16 protein-coding genes are annotated in these 16,325 nt (G+C 42.3%); 7 read left to right on the top strand and 9 right to left on the bottom strand.

What is annotated here, in order from left to right; translation table 11 throughout:
- Positions 1-231: 231 nt before the first annotated feature.
- The 4 genes from G5S32_RS04350 (at position 232) to G5S32_RS04335 (ending at position 4,601) form a co-directional block, all read left to right on the top strand.
- Entirely contained in the window at positions 232-807 is a 576-nt protein-coding gene (locus G5S32_RS04350) for a sigma-70 family RNA polymerase sigma factor (protein ID WP_207621599.1), read from the top strand.
- Positions 800-1,522 (top strand): DUF3379 domain-containing protein, encoded by a 723-nt coding sequence (locus G5S32_RS04345; RefSeq protein WP_165310688.1) that lies wholly within the window; start codon positions 800-802, stop codon positions 1,520-1,522. Before G5S32_RS04350 ends, G5S32_RS04345 begins: the two co-directional genes overlap by 8 nt.
- A 245-nt stretch (positions 1,523-1,767) precedes the next feature.
- Positions 1,768-3,012, top strand: a complete 1,245-nt coding sequence (locus G5S32_RS04340; protein WP_165310686.1) for an outer membrane protein transport protein — start codon at positions 1,768-1,770, stop codon at positions 3,010-3,012.
- A gap of 299 nt (positions 3,013-3,311) precedes the next feature.
- On the top strand, positions 3,312-4,601 hold the full coding sequence (locus tag G5S32_RS04335) for an outer membrane protein transport protein (protein WP_165310684.1): 1,290 nt from the start codon (positions 3,312-3,314) through the stop codon (positions 4,599-4,601).
- A 31-nt stretch (positions 4,602-4,632) separates the two neighbouring features.
- Here the strand turns inward: G5S32_RS04335 and G5S32_RS04330 are convergent, their stop codons facing one another.
- On the bottom strand, positions 4,633-5,100 hold the full coding sequence (locus tag G5S32_RS04330; RefSeq protein ID WP_165310682.1) for a low molecular weight protein-tyrosine-phosphatase: 468 nt from the start codon (positions 5,098-5,100) through the stop codon (positions 4,633-4,635).
- An 85-nt stretch (positions 5,101-5,185) separates the two neighbouring features.
- On the opposite strand from G5S32_RS04330, the gene cobO reads away from it, so the two are divergent.
- On the top strand, positions 5,186-5,791 hold the full coding sequence (cobO, locus tag G5S32_RS04325; protein ID WP_165310680.1) for a cob(I)yrinic acid a,c-diamide adenosyltransferase: 606 nt from the start codon (positions 5,186-5,188) through the stop codon (positions 5,789-5,791).
- A gap of 171 nt (positions 5,792-5,962) precedes the next feature.
- On the opposite strand, the gene G5S32_RS04320 is transcribed toward cobO, so the two are convergent.
- The 3 genes from G5S32_RS04320 to apbC form a co-directional block, all read right to left on the bottom strand.
- Complete coding sequence (locus tag G5S32_RS04320) at positions 5,963-8,080, bottom strand: AsmA family protein (protein ID WP_165310678.1); 2,118 nt, start codon at positions 8,078-8,080, stop codon at positions 5,963-5,965.
- A gap of 152 nt (positions 8,081-8,232) precedes the next feature.
- A complete protein-coding gene (gene udk, locus G5S32_RS04315) occupies positions 8,233-8,874 on the bottom strand; it encodes a uridine kinase (RefSeq protein ID WP_165310676.1) in 642 nt (213 codons plus the stop codon).
- 198 nt (positions 8,875-9,072) lie between these two features.
- Complete coding sequence (gene apbC / locus G5S32_RS04310) at positions 9,073-10,146, bottom strand: iron-sulfur cluster carrier protein ApbC (RefSeq protein WP_165310674.1); 1,074 nt, start codon at positions 10,144-10,146, stop codon at positions 9,073-9,075.
- A gap of 158 nt (positions 10,147-10,304) precedes the next feature.
- Between apbC and metG the strand changes: the two genes are divergently transcribed.
- Positions 10,305-12,368 carry a methionine--tRNA ligase gene (gene metG, locus G5S32_RS04305; RefSeq protein ID WP_165310672.1) on the top strand — a complete coding sequence of 688 codons (2,064 nt, stop codon included), beginning with the start codon at positions 10,305-10,307 and terminating at the stop codon, positions 12,366-12,368.
- A 261-nt stretch (positions 12,369-12,629) separates the two neighbouring features.
- On the top strand, positions 12,630-13,436 hold the full coding sequence (locus G5S32_RS04300; protein ID WP_165310663.1) for a hypothetical protein: 807 nt from the start codon (positions 12,630-12,632) through the stop codon (positions 13,434-13,436).
- A gap of 87 nt (positions 13,437-13,523) precedes the next feature.
- Here G5S32_RS04300 and udp read toward each other — a convergent pair whose 3' ends face one another.
- From udp to moaC, 5 genes are all read right to left on the bottom strand, one after another.
- Complete coding sequence (udp, locus tag G5S32_RS04295; protein WP_165310661.1) at positions 13,524-14,282, bottom strand: uridine phosphorylase; 759 nt, start codon at positions 14,280-14,282, stop codon at positions 13,524-13,526.
- Positions 14,283-14,548: 266 nt separating this feature from the next.
- Complete coding sequence (locus G5S32_RS04290) at positions 14,549-14,965, bottom strand: CBS domain-containing protein (RefSeq protein WP_165310659.1); 417 nt, start codon at positions 14,963-14,965, stop codon at positions 14,549-14,551.
- A 171-nt stretch (positions 14,966-15,136) separates the two neighbouring features.
- Complete coding sequence (gene moaE / locus G5S32_RS04285; protein ID WP_165310657.1) at positions 15,137-15,592, bottom strand: molybdopterin synthase catalytic subunit MoaE; 456 nt, start codon at positions 15,590-15,592, stop codon at positions 15,137-15,139.
- Between the two features lies 1 nt (position 15,593).
- On the bottom strand, positions 15,594-15,839 hold the full coding sequence (gene moaD, locus G5S32_RS04280) for a molybdopterin synthase sulfur carrier subunit (RefSeq protein WP_165310655.1): 246 nt from the start codon (positions 15,837-15,839) through the stop codon (positions 15,594-15,596).
- Positions 15,836-16,315: a cyclic pyranopterin monophosphate synthase MoaC gene (gene moaC / locus G5S32_RS04275; RefSeq protein WP_102962741.1), complete on the bottom strand. Its 480-nt coding sequence runs from the start codon at positions 16,313-16,315 to the stop codon at positions 15,836-15,838. The genes moaD and moaC overlap by 4 nt, the downstream gene beginning before the upstream one ends.
- Between the last annotated feature and the right edge of the window lie 10 nt (positions 16,316-16,325).

The raw sequence follows: 16,325 nt of genomic DNA, 5'->3' as shown, positions 1-16,325 counted from the left end.
ACGTAAACAACTATAACCGCTCCTGAGCAACAAATTTTGAAATAGATCAATTTTAGTGTGATTTGTTGAGTGGAATGACGCTAATTTTATCGAAAAGCTGTTTTAAGCAAGTATTTCTTTACTAATACTAAACAGCGTTGCCTAAGCAAACTTAAATGCCGATACCAGTAACTAAGTGCTCACCTTATTGCTGATATTCGCTCTAACTGAACGTTTAACACTACAGAGCCAATGGAGACTCGAGTGTCAATAATAAAAATATTTGGAAAGAAATCAGCCAATCATCCGGTCAATAACGGTATGGATAGACAAAGAAAATACGAAGCACTTGTGCGTGCTTATCACACCGATCTCTATCGCTACGCTTATTGGTTGTGTAAAGACCAGAGCGTGGCGGAAGATTTGGTGCAAGAGACCTGCTTACGCGCATGGAAGTCATTAGAAAGCTTGCAAGATGAAAAAGCAGCGAAATCTTGGCTCATTACCATATTGAGGCGAGAAAACGCTCGACGCTTTGAACGTAAGCAATTCGACCTAGTGGATATTGAAACCCATGGTAACGAAGCCAAAGTGTCTGATGAGGCTCATCATCAAAGAGAGTGGCTACAGAAACAGATTATGAAACTCGAACAAGAATATCGCGAGCCGTTGTTCTTACAAATCATTGCAGGCTTTAGCGGTGAAGAGATCAGTGAGATCCTCGAACTTAACCAGAACACAGTGATGACCCGACTTTTCCGCGCTCGTAATCAATTAAAAGAGATGCTGGATTGTTCCGAAAACTTTAGAGGGCAGCAAAATGGATGATTTAGAATTTCGCCGCCGTGCCATGTCGGATCCGAAACAAAAAAGCAGTGAATATGCCGAAGCATTATCAAAAGAAGCAAACCAAAAGTTTTTAGATGATGTGCTAAAGTTCGATGCACAAATCGCCGATGCAATGAAAGTTGATGTACCTGAGGGCTTGGCAGACAGAATTTTGTTTAAGCAGAGTTCACAAGCCGATAATACCACGACTGTGAACTTTGCTCGAAAAGCGATGGCAATGGCCGCTTCCATTGCTTTTGTGTTTGGCCTATTAGTAGGACAGGTTAACTGGGGAAAAATTTTAGTGCCACCAGCACAAGCAAGCCTAGTGGATATCGCCATCAAACATGTAGTCGATGAAGAGGGCTTTGTATCCAATCTTGACGAACAAGTGAGTTCTCGCCAGATCAATGCAAAGTTGTTGCCTTTTGCTTATAAGTTCAGCGAAAACTTCCCATATCATGTTTATTACTTGAATCACTGCGGATTTGGACACGCTAATGCCCTTCACATGGTATTTCAAGGTGAAAGTGGCAAAGTCACTCTGTTTGTCACAGGAGTCCAGAGCGATGTTAATGGACACTTTAACAAAGATGGGATGTCTGGAATGGTAGAATCTATCGGTAATAAAAGCCTAATTCTTGTCGGTAACAGCAGCGAAAATATGCGTAAAATTGCAGACAATATTATTCCTCTACTTACCCCATCAAAATAACTCATCTGAATAACCAATAAACCCACTTATAGAGTGGGTTTATTGCATTTCAACTAGAGTTAAAACTCTAAAAAATCTCAATTTCTTACAAATACATGTCAGTTAACCGCCATTTCTAGAATTTTCCCGTCCAACTAGACAATGGTCGGATTTCTATATTGTAGACTAGAGAATAGGATCAGCCCCCAACTGAGCAATTGCTCAAAAAGCCCATTTAGAGGCTATATAAAATAAAGGAAAAACAAATGAACAAGACGCGTCTGTTTAAACGTTCACTATTAGCAGTGACAGTAACACTAGCTACGCAGCAAGCAATGGCTGCTGGCTTCCAGCTCAACGCTCAATCAGCAACAGGTTTAGGCCGTGCATTTGCTGGTGATGCTGTAATCGCAGATAACGCTTCAGTAATGGCGCGTAACCCTGCAGCAATGGCACTTTTCGACAAGATGGAACTATCTCTAGGTTTCGAGTCTATTACGACTATGATCGAAGTAAAAGATGCTACCTATACAGGAGTAGGATCTATATCTGATACTGATGATGTTGGTGGTACATCTGTTGCGCCAAACATCCATTTGATTGTCCCTGTGAATGATAAATTCGCATGGGGCGTAAATGCTTATACTAACTTTGGTACACGAACAGAGTTCTCCGACAGTTACGCCGCTTCTGAGTATGGCGGTACTACAGATGTAAAAAGTGCTAACTTCGGTCTAGCTGGTTCATACCGTCTAAACGAACAACTTAGCTTTGGTGCTGGACTAGATATTATTTATGGTCAGGGTACATTTAAACGTTCTACAAGTGCAGTAATTCAAAGCGCGACTGGCATTCCTCAAGGCACTGCACTTGTTGATATTGATAAAGCTGACGGTTGGGCTGTTGGCTTTAACCTAGGTACGGTTTACGAACTTGACGAGAACAACCGTTTTGGATTTGGTTACCATTACAGCCCAGAGTTCACTGCAACAGATGATAAAGGTCAGGAAATAACCCTTCCATTACCAGATATTGCTGAATTCTCTGGTTTCCACAAAATCACAGATACATCATTTGCTGTTCATTATAGTGTACAGTGGATTGGTTGGAGTGCATTCGATAAGATTGAAATGCGTAAACTAGATGGCGCATTAGTAGGCACTTCTTATGATAAGCAGTACCAATGGCAAGATGGTTGGCACTACTCTATCGGTGGAACTTACTACCTGAACAGCGATTGGACTCTTCGCGCGGGTTATATGTATGATACTAGCGCGCAAGATGAGCTAACATCAATCTCTGTACCTGATTCAGATCGTCAATGGCTATCTGCTGGCTTCACTTACGAAATCGATGATGCGTCAAACGTTGATTTTGGTTTTACTTACCTAATTGGTAAAGATACAAAAGTTAATGAATCTGTTTCTTTAGGCGCGGCAGGTACTAGCGTTTCGGCAACAACACGTGCTGATGCCATCCTGATGGGCTTACAATACAGCCGTTCTTTCTAATTTAAAGTAAGAAACAACATGTATGCTAAAGGGCTGGTCTACCAGCCCTTTTTTATTTCCCTAATGTTATTACTCACTTATTTAAGCGAACAAGTGTTTCTTAAAACAGCCATTCCTAACTACACGTGTACGCTGAAAATTTATTCACACAAAAATCAATCCAGTTTAAAATACCAAATAATAAATAATTTCAGGATATTATTTTCAATATCAACCCAAAACTGATTTCTGTTATTCATGTGTTGTTTTCACTTTTAGACTTATCCGTTCAAATTTTATAAATTTCAGCGAACATAAGAATGAAAGTAAATAAGACTCTCCTTACTCTAGCAGTGGCAGCTAGTTTAGCTAGCATATCAATTACCTCTCAAGCAGCAGGTTTTCAACTTGCAGAATATTCAGCAACAGGCTTAGGCCGTGCATACGCAGGTGAAGCAGCTATGGCAGATAATGCTGGAGCACAATGGCGCAACCCTGCAATGCTGACTTATCTAAAAGGCACACAAGTTTCAACCGGTGCTATTTATGTTAATCCTAATATTGATGTGCATGGCAATGTCACATTTAACAACACGACCAGTAGCGTTGAATCAAATGACTACGCGAACGATGCTGTCATTCCTAACTTTTACCTCTCTCACCAAATTAACGATAAACTCGTGGCGGGTATTGCTCTAGGTACAAATTACGGAATGGAAACTGAGCTAGGTTCAGACTTTGCAGCAAGCCACTTCGGCGACGAAGCAATGGTGACAACTATCGAAGTAAACGCAAATCTCGGTTATCAACTTACTAAATCTGTAAGTATCGGTGGTGGTATTCGTTATGTTATGGGAGAAGGACACTTCGGCGCAAAATCGCCTGTACAAACAGAAGCATTAGGTTTGCCGCAAGGCACTACCCTGAAATATATGGAAGGTGATGATAATGCATGGGGATGGCAAGCAGGCGCTGCATGGCAAATCAACCAAAACAACCGCGTCGGATTAACTTATAAGTCTGAAGTGGATCTTAAGCTAACAGGCACAGCTAACATGTATGTATCAGCATATAGCAGCGTAATTAATGATACAGGGTATATGGTGCTTACAATGCCAGCGACTGCTGAACTGGCGAGTTTCCATCAACTAACAGATAAACTAGCGGTTCACGGCAGCATCAACTGGACGGATTGGAGCAGCTTTGAAAAACTTGAGGCTAAGTTGGATACGCTAGGTACAGTAATGGTGAAAGAGGAAAATTGGGAAGATAACTACCGCTTCGCACTCGGAGCAACTTACCAACTAGATTCAAAACTTGCACTACGCAGTGGTGTTGCCTACGACATGGGTGCGGTAAGCGACAAAAACCGAACCATCACCATTCCAGAAACAGATCGTATCTGGCTGAGCATTGGTGCTGGCTATGATGTAACAGAAGAGTTCACCGTCGATGCTGGCTTTACTTACATTCTGGCGAAAGATGCTTCCATTACAGAATCACGCGGTTATGAATCTGACGACACAGCGGAATCAGTCGGTGGTAAATTTGTTGGTCAAACTACAGGTAGCGTATGGCTACTTGGTGTACAAGCAAGCTACCGTTTCTAAATACAGTCTATTGAGACCTAAGAGGCCAGAGTTAACGCTGGCCTCTTTGCTTCAGATGCAGTAGAAACTGCTCAGAAGCCTCTTCAATCAGATCGAGCACTAATTCAAAACCTTGTTCACCACCATAATATGGGTCAGGAATTTCTTCATAGTTCGATTCTCCGTGATCCAGAAATAATGATAATTTGTATTGCAATTGTTTCGGGCAGAGCAGCATAAGGTCTTCCAAATTTTCATGATCTGCGGCCAATATATAGTCAAAATCCTCGAAATCTCTTTTTGTCACTTTGCGAGCTAGTATGCCTGAAAATGAATAACCTCTTCGCTCTCCGGCAGCTCTTGCTCGCTTGTCTGGTAACGCACCTTCGTGATGACCAATAGTACCTGCGGAGTCAACTTCAACCGCTAGTTCTAATTCTGCTGCCTTTTTTCTTAAAACCGCTTCTCCAGTTGGTGAACGACAAATATTCCCCATACAAACCACTAAAATTTTCGTCATTGTAATTCCTTGCATTTGGTCTGTGTTTGCTCACGCCTCGTTAAGTTATCATAGTCATAAGAATCAGATTGAAAAAGGAATTGTCATGTCCAGCGATGATATAAAACAAGAGCGCCACAAAGCTCGCCAGCAGAAAGTGAAAGAAAAGGTTGACTCAAGAGTGGCCGCAGCCCAAGAAGTAAAAGGATTACTGCTCGTAATTACCGGCAATGGCAAAGGTAAATCGACTTCTGGTTTCGGTACAATAGCTCGCGCTGTTGGGCACAATAAAAAATGTGCTGTTGCTCAGTTTATTAAAGGAACTTGGGATAATGGCGAGCGAAACTTACTTGAAAAATTGGGCGTAGAGTTTCAAGTGATGGCAACTGGATTCACCTGGGATACACAGAATAAAGAGAGTGATACAGCTGCAGCACAACTCGTATGGCAACAATGTAAACGAATGCTTAAGGATGAATCTATCGATGTCATTCTATTTGATGAGCTGACGTATATGGTTAACTACGGTTATATCGAATTGGACGAAGTAGTCGAAGCACTTAGCAACAGGCCGCATATGCAGTCGGTGATCATTACAGGTAGAGCGGCTCATCGAACCTTAATCGACATGGCAGATACCGTTTCTGAAGTAAAGAATACCAAGCACGCTTTTGAAGCAGGCATTAAAGCTCTACAAGGTATCGATTGGTAGTTAATTCTTACCAACCGTCTCTTTGTTAAAAACATTTTCCTCCCCTTTCGAAGGGGAGGCTAGGTGGGGTTGCTTTCACCACACTTAATTAGGATTGCAACGACTAATAAGTTCAGTGGACTTCACCCCCCTCTAACTCCCCCTCATCTGAGGGGGAGAACCAAAAGAAAATTAGTTAAACAGCCCTTTTAGTAAGCTATCAACCGCTTTCTTAGTATCTTCGTTCTTAATCTTATCGTTTAACTTCTCGATGCCTCGATCCACTTCTTTTTTGGCTTTTTGTTTAAGTACATCGTCAAAAATAAGTTTGTATTTAGGATCAGACCATTTGCCTGATATGTTTACAGGAATAGTCACATCACGTAGCTCATCGATATCTTTACCACCCTGACCTTTCAACGACCCCACAACCGAGGTACTTAAAGTAAAGTCTACAGTCTCATTTAAGTAGTTTGCTTTACCCTGACCTTTTATACGAAGCGCTGGTGACTGCATATGTAGGTCATCCGTAGTGACATTACCTTTATCTAACTTTAGTGTGGCTGTCATGGCGCTGAAATCGGTTTTCTTTACTTGATCAGCTTCAGTCACGTCGCCACCAGTAATTTTGGCGTAGTTAGTACGTAGCATATGTGCCACGTTGATACCATTAACAGCACCGTCTGCAAAGTTTATTGCAACCGTACCGACAAGATTCTTCTGAATACCAGTCGGTGTCAGACTTTTACCTTGCGCATTGACTTCAATATTGCCAGTACCTTCAAGCATATCGTTATCAAGCACATCCACTAGCATAGGTTGAACCTTCACACCTTTAACCGATTTTTTAATGGTATACGTCGCCGGTGTTTTTCTTGCGTCTATTTGAGCTGATGCAGCTACACTACCTTGATACAAATTAGCCGTGAAAGATTTTAGTGTCACTAACCCACGATTCACGACAATATCCGCTTTAACGTTCTGCATTTTTGCATTATTTGCTTTTAGCTTATCAATTGTGATGTCACCAGCTACATCTATTGTCTGTAATGCGGAAAGATCAGGCTCAACTTCTTCTTGGCTAGTTGTTACTGGTTTTACTTCCGAAGATTTTGCGGCAGAAGCTTTATCTATTCCGAGAAAAGCATCTACATCAATATCCGGACTGTGCAGACTAAATCTTACTTTGGGAATATCGGCCAGAACCACATTGAATTTACCGTCAAACTGCAATGCGTTTGCTGTTAGCTTAGCTAATACAACATTTAAGGCATTTTTGCTGATGTCAAAAGTAATATCCGATTGCATACCGACTTTCATCGGCGATTGAGGTAATGCAGCTCCTTCCAAATTTGCTTCCAGATTAAATCCGTTAGCAGCAACTTGAGTGATTTCTTTGTTAACGACTAGCGAACTAGTACCCTTCGCGTCTAATATTATGTCTGCTGCTTTACCTTTTACAGAAAAATCTAGCGCGTTTGGCTTGTCGAATTCAAATGTCGCTAACGCTAACTTTGCAGACTCAATGTTGTTTGCTTGATCGCTAAAGCTCGTGTCCACATTGATATTGCGTAGCTCGTATTGGGCAAAGTCTTTCGACAATTTAACTTCTGCGTTACCCGTCGCTGCAAAATTCTGCGGATTATTTTTTTGCTGCTCGTTACGACCTTTTGCAGCAAAGCTGACTAAAGTCCACTTCTCAGCTTCGAACTCATCAATGTTTAACTGAACATCATATAGCTTGGTTTGAGTCCCCGCTTTACGATCTTGGATATCTAATAGCGCCTTGTTAATAGTTACGCCAGCCAATTGAATGACCCAATCTTGAACGCTACTGCTTTGCTCTGGAGTAGTAGAAGGTACAGAATCTTTACCTGCCGAAGAGACCGAAGTTTCAGCAGCATCTTGTGAGCTTTGAACTTGAGTCAAACTGTCTAAGTTAGTACGACCATCTTTCAGTGTTTCTAAATAAATTTCGGCACCATCAAGCTGAATGTTGCCAATGATTAACTGTTTGTCTAACAATGGCATCACTGATACATCAACACCAACATTGTCTACTTTAAACAAATTTGGGTTTGAGAAACCGTCAGGGTTTTTCAGCTCTGTTTTACCAATCTCAAAGCCAATCGAAGGAAAGAACTTCCAACCAATATCGCCTTCAATAATTAAATCGAGTCCGATTTGCTCTTTCGTTTTTTCAACAATTAATGGCTTGAACTGGTTAGGATTCACGAACAAAACAAGTGCTGCGACTGCGCCTACAGCGACGACCAACAGTACAGCAACCAAGAGTAACAGTTTTTTCATCTGTTTTATCCTTGCTTGAAAACATCAACACCCGTGATAAACCAATACCTTTCAATCAGTTAATCAATAATGTAGATATAAAAAAAGTGACACCTAAAGTGCCACTTTTCAGTTAAAAAATAAAGTCGGCTAATGCCAAGCATTAGTCAAAATTACGATTTTAGCAATTTTGCAATGTGTGCTTTTAACACATCGATCGCGATACGGTTTTTACCGCCACGAGGAACGATGATGTCAGCATATTGTTTTGACGGTTCAATAAACTGGAGGAACATAGGACGAACCGTTTTTTGATATTGCTTAAGCACTGAATCCATAGTGCGACCACGATCTTCTACGTCACGCTTAACGCGGCGCAGTAAACAGATATCTAACGGAGTATCCATAAATACTGTTACTTGCATTAGCTCACGAAGGCGTGGGTCAGTTAGCAGCAGAATACCTTCCAAGATAATGACTTTTTTAGGTGTCATTGTCGTGGTGTGATCTGTGCGAGTATGCTCTGTATAGCTGTACTCTGGAACATCAACCGCTTGGCCATTCATTAGTTGTGTTAAGTGTTCACACAATAAATCATGGTCCAATGCACTTGGGTGGTCGTAATTGGTTTTAACACGCTCTTCCATGCTCAGATGGCTTTGGTCTTTGTAATAGCAATCTTCCGTAATCACACCGATTTGGTTGTCACCAACTTTCGCACTCAGTTCATTGTAAATGGTGCTCGCTATAAGGCTTTTACCAGAAGCTGATGCGCCGGCGATACCAACGATGACGCATTGATTATTATCAGACATGTATGTGCACTCGATACGTGTATATTGAAAATGAGATAAACCGCCTGATTATAGGGAGTTAAAAAGGGTTATACCAGTTTGCATTAGCTTTAAATGCCAGTAATTTCTGATGTTGGACAATAAAAAGCCAGAGTAAACGATTACATCCACTCTGGCATATTTCATTAACATCGAGTTCTATCAATTAGCTAGTAGCCATTACTCAACCATAGTAAACATAATGGACTCTGGTTTCGGCTTTCCTTGCCAATACATCGCCGCGCACACTCTTTCAGCTAACTGAAGATAGGCAATGGCATGCTCACTCTCTGGACGCGCTGCGACCGTTGGAGCACCTGCATCTATGTCTTCTCGCATGCTGATGTGAAGAGGAATCTGAGCGAGCAATGATAGACCAAACTCATTCGCTAACGTCTGAGCACCACCATGACCGAAGATATGCTCCTTTTCACCACAATGACTACAGATGTGGTAACTCATGTTCTCCACCATACCAATAACCGGAACATTCACTTTCTCAAACATTGCAGCACCTTTACGAGCATCCGCCAGTGCCAAATCTTGGGGAGTGGTAACAATGAGTGCACCAGTAACCGGAATTTGCTGAGAAAGCGTCAGTTGAATGTCGCCTGTACCCGGTGGCATATCAATCACCAAGTAGTCTAATTCCGGCCATTCTGTTTCAGTAAGAAGCTGCGCCAACGCTTTAGAGGCCATAGGCCCACGCCAGATTGTGGCATCGGATTTATCCACCAAGTAACCGATAGAATGTGTGTAGATGCCATGCGCCTTTATTGGCTGCATCCATTTATTGTCTCGAACTTCTGGTTTCGCATCTAACTGCCCTAACATCATAGGTACTGAAGGACCATAGATATCAGCATCGAGCAAGCCGACTTTCGCGCCGCATTTTGCAATCGCTAACGCTAGGTTGACTGCGGTCGTCGACTTACCTACACCACCTTTCGCTGAAGTCACCGCAATAATGTTTTTCACACCACGCACTTCTGACGCAACATGTGTTTCTAATGCTTTCGGAGCCACAACGACTTCATAATAAAACTCAGGCACTTCACCAGATCGCTGCTGTTGTGCAATCCAGCTTGAAAGTTCTTCAGGCAAAGAGAGCGCAGCAAAAGGAAGCGTAATCTTAAAGCCTTGAGCCTCCACCGAAACGATACCCGGTTGAGAAGCCCACTCTTGGATAAGAAATGAGTGCTGAAATTGGTTTAACCAATCACAAAAATCTTGCTTGGAACTGAATTGACGCATAGGTCCTCCTTGTTTGCCCTATGCTACCACCAGCTAAGCCTATACAGAACCATGAAAAAACTAAGGCAATCACACCTTTGATACCTTGGAGTTAGGTGGCTCATGGGGTAGTATTACCCATCAAATTTTTATACCTATCAAGAAAGCGAATATTAAGTATGGCAAACGATCCAAGACTCTCTACCGCAAGGAAATTGCTGGTCACTTGTGCCCTTCCGTACGCTAATGGTTCGATCCACTTAGGTCATATGCTTGAGCACATCCAAGCTGACATCTGGGTTCGCTACCAACGTCTACGCGGCAACACTGTAAACTTCATCTGTGCTGACGATGCCCACGGCACGCCAATCATGCTAAAAGCACAACAGATGGGTATGACACCAGAAGAGATGATCGCCGCTGTTAGCGAAGAGCACCAAAAAGACTTCGCTGGCTTTGATATCAGCTTTGACAACTACCACAGCACACACTCAGATGAGAACCGTGAGCTGGCTTCTCACATCTACCTAGAGCTTAAAAAGAATGGTTTTATCTCTAGCCGTACAATTTCTCAGTTGTTCGATCCTGAGAAAGAGATGTTCCTGCCAGACCGTTTCGTAAAAGGTACTTGTCCTAAGTGTAAGTCAGAAGACCAATACGGTGACAACTGTGACGCTTGTGGTGAGACATACAGCCCAACTGAGCTTATCAATCCTAAGTCTGCAGTTTCTGGCGCTACACCAATCATGAAAGATTCTGAGCACTTCTTCTTCGACTTGCCTCAGTTTGAAAGCATGCTAAAAGAGTGGACTCGTTCAGGCTCTCTTCAAGCTGAAACAGCAAATAAGATGCAAGAGTGGTTTGAGTCTGGTCTGCAACAATGGGATATCTCACGCGATGCACCTTACTTCGGTTTTGAAATCCCAGGCGAAAAAGACAAGTTCTTCTACGTTTGGCTAGACGCACCAATTGGCTACATGGGTTCATTCAAAAACCTATGTAACAAACGTGATGATCTCGATTTCGACGAGTACTGGAACAAAGACAGCAAAACGGAACTTTACCACTTCATCGGTAAAGATATTGTTTACTTCCACAGCCTATTCTGGCCTGCGATGCTAGACGGTTCTGGTTTCCGTAAGCCAAACAACGTATTCGTTCACGGCTACGTCACTGTAAACGGCGCGAAGATGTCTAAGTCTAAAGGTACTTTCATCAAAGCAAGTACTTACCTAGAGCATTTAGATCCAGAATGTCTACGTTACTACTACGCGGCGAAGCTAAACAGCCGTATCGATGACCTAGACCTTAACCTTGAAGACTTCACTCAACGTGTAAACGCTGATGTGGTTAACAAAATCGTTAACCTTGCTTCTCGCAATGCAGGCTTCATTGCTAAGCGTTTTGAAGGCAAGCTATCAGACAACTTTGCAGAGCCAGAGCTATACGACGAGTTCATAGAAGCGGCTGACCGTATTGCAGAGCAATTTGAAGCTCGCGAGTTTGGTCGCGCTATTCGTGAAATCACTGCACTAGCAGACAAAGCAAACCAATACGTCGATGAGAAAGCTCCTTGGGTTGTTGCGAAACAAGAAGGTCAAGATCAAGAGCTGCAAGATATCTGTTCTGTGGGTATCAACTTGTTCCGCGTTCTAATGACGTATCTGAAACCTGTTATGCCTGAGCTAGCAGCGCGTACTGAAGCATTCCTAAACCAAGAATTAACTTGGGAAGGTATCGCTACTCCGCTAACTAGCCATGAAATCACAGCGTTTAAAGCACTGTTCAACCGTATCGATCCTAAGAACATCGAAGCGATGATTGAAGCGTCGAAAGAAGATGCGGCCGCTGAAGTCGCAGCAAAAGAAAAAGCAGAAGCAGCGAAAGCAACAGAACTAAGTAAAGATCCAATCGCAGAAGAAATAGAATTTGATGACTTTGCGAAAGTTGACCTGCGTATTGCAAAAATCGTGTCATGCGAAGCGGTGCCAAAAGCAGACAAACTACTGAAATTCCAATTGGATATCGGTGGTGAAATGCGTCAAGTATTCTCTGGTATTAAAGCTGCTTACGAACCAGAAGAGTTAGTTGGTAAGCTTACGGTGGTGGTTGCAAACCTTAAGCCTCGTAAGATGAAATTCGGAATGTCTGAAGGCATGATCCTAGCTGCAGGCCCTGGTGGCAGTGAGCTATGGATTCTAGAGCCACACGAAGGTGCGCAGCCAGGTATGCGTGTAATGTAATTGCTCTAAGATTCCGCTTTAAATCAAAGCTTTTAAAAAGCCCTAGCGTCATACTCGCTGGGGCTTTTTTATGAACCAGCTCACACTTTTAGTTCAATTCGCACTAATGCAGTGCATTATTTTATTCAATAAAAATCTAACTAATTGATTTCATAAAACTTAATGCTTGGCATTAAAACTGCAATTCCTTCCATAAATAATAATATCCCTTCACTGGTCGAAGCATTGGCTTCCACTATCAAGGTACACAAGGAGTTGGTTATGTTTGTCATTGTCTCAATGCTGATCTCAATCGGCATACTTGGTTTGATGTTCTTCTATTCAAAGCAAAGAGAATCGACTTTGCAGCGTAAATACGAGCTTCTCATCGATCTACGTCAACTGTTATATCTAAGTCGACAACACCGTAACGCGACTCACCATGCACTGATGTTTGGTGAGAAGAGAGATGCAGAACTAAACCATTTACAAGATTTGCTGCATGAAAAATCGAACCACCTGATCTCAACCTCGCACTTCGATAACAAACCCATGTATCGAGTGCTACAGCTTAAACTAAAAGCGTTAATGAATAACTGGCAGGACAGAAGCGTTTCTCGCAACCAAATGATGCATGGCAAGGCCATCCGCCACTGCATGTTTTTGATGGATGAGGTCATGCTGGCTTGGTTAGTAGAATCAAACCGAGAAGATTTAAGCAATGAGTACCACATAAATTGGCAACAAGTGATCGATTCGATGGATACTTTGACACAATTACGAATTGCGATTGAAGATATGTATACTCAAGACGGTTCTTCACGTTTACGTCATTACTGTGATTTATTACGTCGTAAACTCAACCAACTCGCGTTGATTAGCCCGCTTTCAATTGCATCTCCAGCGTGCTCTAAAGCAATGCATCTGCTAAGTGAATTGCATGAAAATCCTACTTTCGATATATCTCAAGAGCAGTTGTATCAACTAACTTCAGATGTCTCGCTAAGCATTGCCCATGTTTACGACCAAATGTTGGCAGATGTAAGTGAAAGCCTCTACATCCCTTTGCCAAAACTTATCGTTGCTTGATGTACGAAAACGCCATACTGCAAAAGTATGGCGTTCTACAATTCAGAGCTTATCTAATAGGTGTTATAATTGTTAACACAACGAGAATCAAAGCATCTGGCGAGCAGCTTCTACTACAACTTTAATTGAACGAGCTTCTGTCTCTTTAAGCGTTGCGTGATCTGGAATTTCTTTTTGAGTGCGGTTGATGATAACACCAGCGACACAGCCCGCTTTCAAACCAGAACTTGCACACATGGTTAGTAGCGTTGCTGATTCCATTTCAAAGTTCAACACGCCCATTTCTTGCCACTCTTTCATTGAGCCTTGGAAACGCTTAACTACACGACCTGTGAACGTGTCATAACGCTCTTGACCTGGGTAGAAAGTATCACTTGAAGCCGTAATGCCCATGTGAACAGTAGCGCCACTCTCTTCAGCCGCTTTTTTCATCGCAATGGCAACATCAAAGTCTGGTACTGCAGGGAATTCCATTGGAGCAAAATGCAGACTTGCACCATCTAGGCGAACAGAACCAGTCGTCACGATCATATCACCAACATTGACATGTGGCTGAATAGCCCCCGTCGTGCCAACACGCAAGAAACTGCGTACACCTAATTGTGCTAACTCTTCTACAGCAATAGAAGTTGAAGGACCACCGATACCAGTAGAACAAACTACCACTGATTTTCCGTCTAGCTCTGCTCGATATAGCGTGTATTCACGGTGGCTTGCAAGAAATACAGGGTTATCCATTAGTTCTGCAATTTTTTGTACTCGTGCTGGATCACCTGGAATGATCGCTAAAGTTGCGCCATTAAGATCAGCTTCGGTAACACCAAGGTGGAATACTGCTTGAGACATAGGTTGCTCCTTCATGCGGCTTATTCAGCTCATAAATGTAATTAGGTACAGCACAACTTTAGCTTACTACAGAAAGTTATAGAGTGATAAAAATCACACCAATGAAAGCAATAATAATTTATGTTTCACATAAAAGTGATCAAAATCACACTAAATATCAATATAGGCTATTTTTCGATCACATTAAAATCGAAAAATAAAAAAAGGCACAGTTGGTATCTGTGCCTTGAGTGATTGACTTCAACTTGTAAAACTAGCAGTAATGTCTATACAGGATGTTTAAAGCAATTCGCCAAGTTTTTACCAATGGCTCGTAATACATCACGTCGGGTGATGATTCCCACTAGCTTACCGTTATCCACTACTGGATAAACTTTGGGTTTTCCTACCTTCATCAAATCAGCAAGTTCTATGACCGACATTTCTGGCGATACAGAAAGTACCTCTTGATGCATACAGTCACTCACTATATGAGTGTCTTGGCAGAAATAACTTACTTTGACGAGCTTATCGAGCAAATCTTGTTCAGAAAGAAAGCCTATCACACGCTCTTTGTCATCTATTACAGGTCCACCCAAGTGATCTGAACGCATCACTTTATCTAATGCAGCAGACAAAGACATATCAGGAGTAAAGGTCACCGCTTTTACGGTCATATAATCTTTTACTTTTAGTGAATCCATTTCAGTCTCCTTAGATTCCTTTTTACGTAAAGGGGGCTAATACTCTAAGTGTTGACTAATTTCTTGATTTTACTAAATGGAAATCACCAATTATTTTGATAGTTTTTAACTATTACAGTAAATAACATCGATTGATCGTAACTTTGAAACAACTTCAATAGCCCGAAAGCACTACTTAGCCCAACGAAGCGCAGCTTTTGCATCCGATTCACGGGAGTCAATCCAGCGAGTACCATCGTCAGTTCGTTCTTTCTTCCAGAATGGTGCTTTGGTCTTTAAATAATCCATTACAAATTCGCAAGCTTCAAATGAAGCGGAGCGATGAACGCTACTCACACCAACAAATACCACTTGGTCACCAATATCGAGATCACCAATTCGGTGAATCAAGCGCAGTTGAAGTAACGGCCAGCGTGATTTCGCCTCTTCGCAAATCTCACTGAGCGATTTTTCCGTCATGCCTGGGTAATGTTCTAAATGCAACCCAGTGACATGATCACCTAAGTTCATGTCACGCACTTTGCCAATGAAAGTCACCACGGCTCCAGCATCTGTACCTGAAGAAAGAGCCCCATACTCCTGTGCAACAGAAAAGTCTTCTAGCTGAACTGAAACATAAGCGCTCATATTAACCTCCTGTCACTGGTGGGAAGAATGCGACTTCATCACCATCGGTCAGTTGAAAGTCCATCGGTACTATGGACTGATTAACCGCAGCAAGCAATTTCCCAGCCTCCAGAGCCAAAGCCCATTTGTCAGACTGAGAGGCAAGTTGAGCACGTAGATCTTCTACTGATTCAAACTCATGCTCTAACGACAGACCATCACAGTCTACCAGCTCTCTTGTTTGGGCAAAAAACAACACTTTAATCATACATCTACCTTAAAATGACCCGATTTACCGCCCGTCTTTTCTAACAAACGAATTTGCCCAATCACCATGTCTTTCTGCACAGCTTTACACATATCGTAGATAGTCAGCGCAGCAACAGAGGCCGCCGTTAATGCTTCCATTTCAACGCCAGTTTTACCAGCAAGTTTACATACAGACTCAATACGAACTTTGTTTTCCGACTCTATCGCTTCAAGCTGTACTTCCACTTTAGATAGTAACAGCGGGTGACAAAGTGGAATTAAATCCCATGTTTTCTTTGCGGCTTGAATACCAGCAATACGCGCTGTAGCAAACACATCACCTTTGTGATGCTGACCAGAAACAATCAGTTGTAGCGTTTCTGGTGCCATATGAACAAAAGCTTCTGCCCGCGCTTCTCTTACTGTTTCCGCTTTAGCAGAAACATCAACCATGTTTGCTTCACCAGAAGCATTGATATGAGTGAATTGAGTCATCGTTGTTCAC

This window comes from Vibrio ziniensis, from assembly GCF_011064285.1.
Classification (GTDB): Bacteria; Pseudomonadota; Gammaproteobacteria; order Enterobacterales; family Vibrionaceae; genus Vibrio; species Vibrio ziniensis.
Note: the sequence above shows the minus strand (reverse complement) of the source record. Positions and strands in the feature narration are given on the sequence as shown.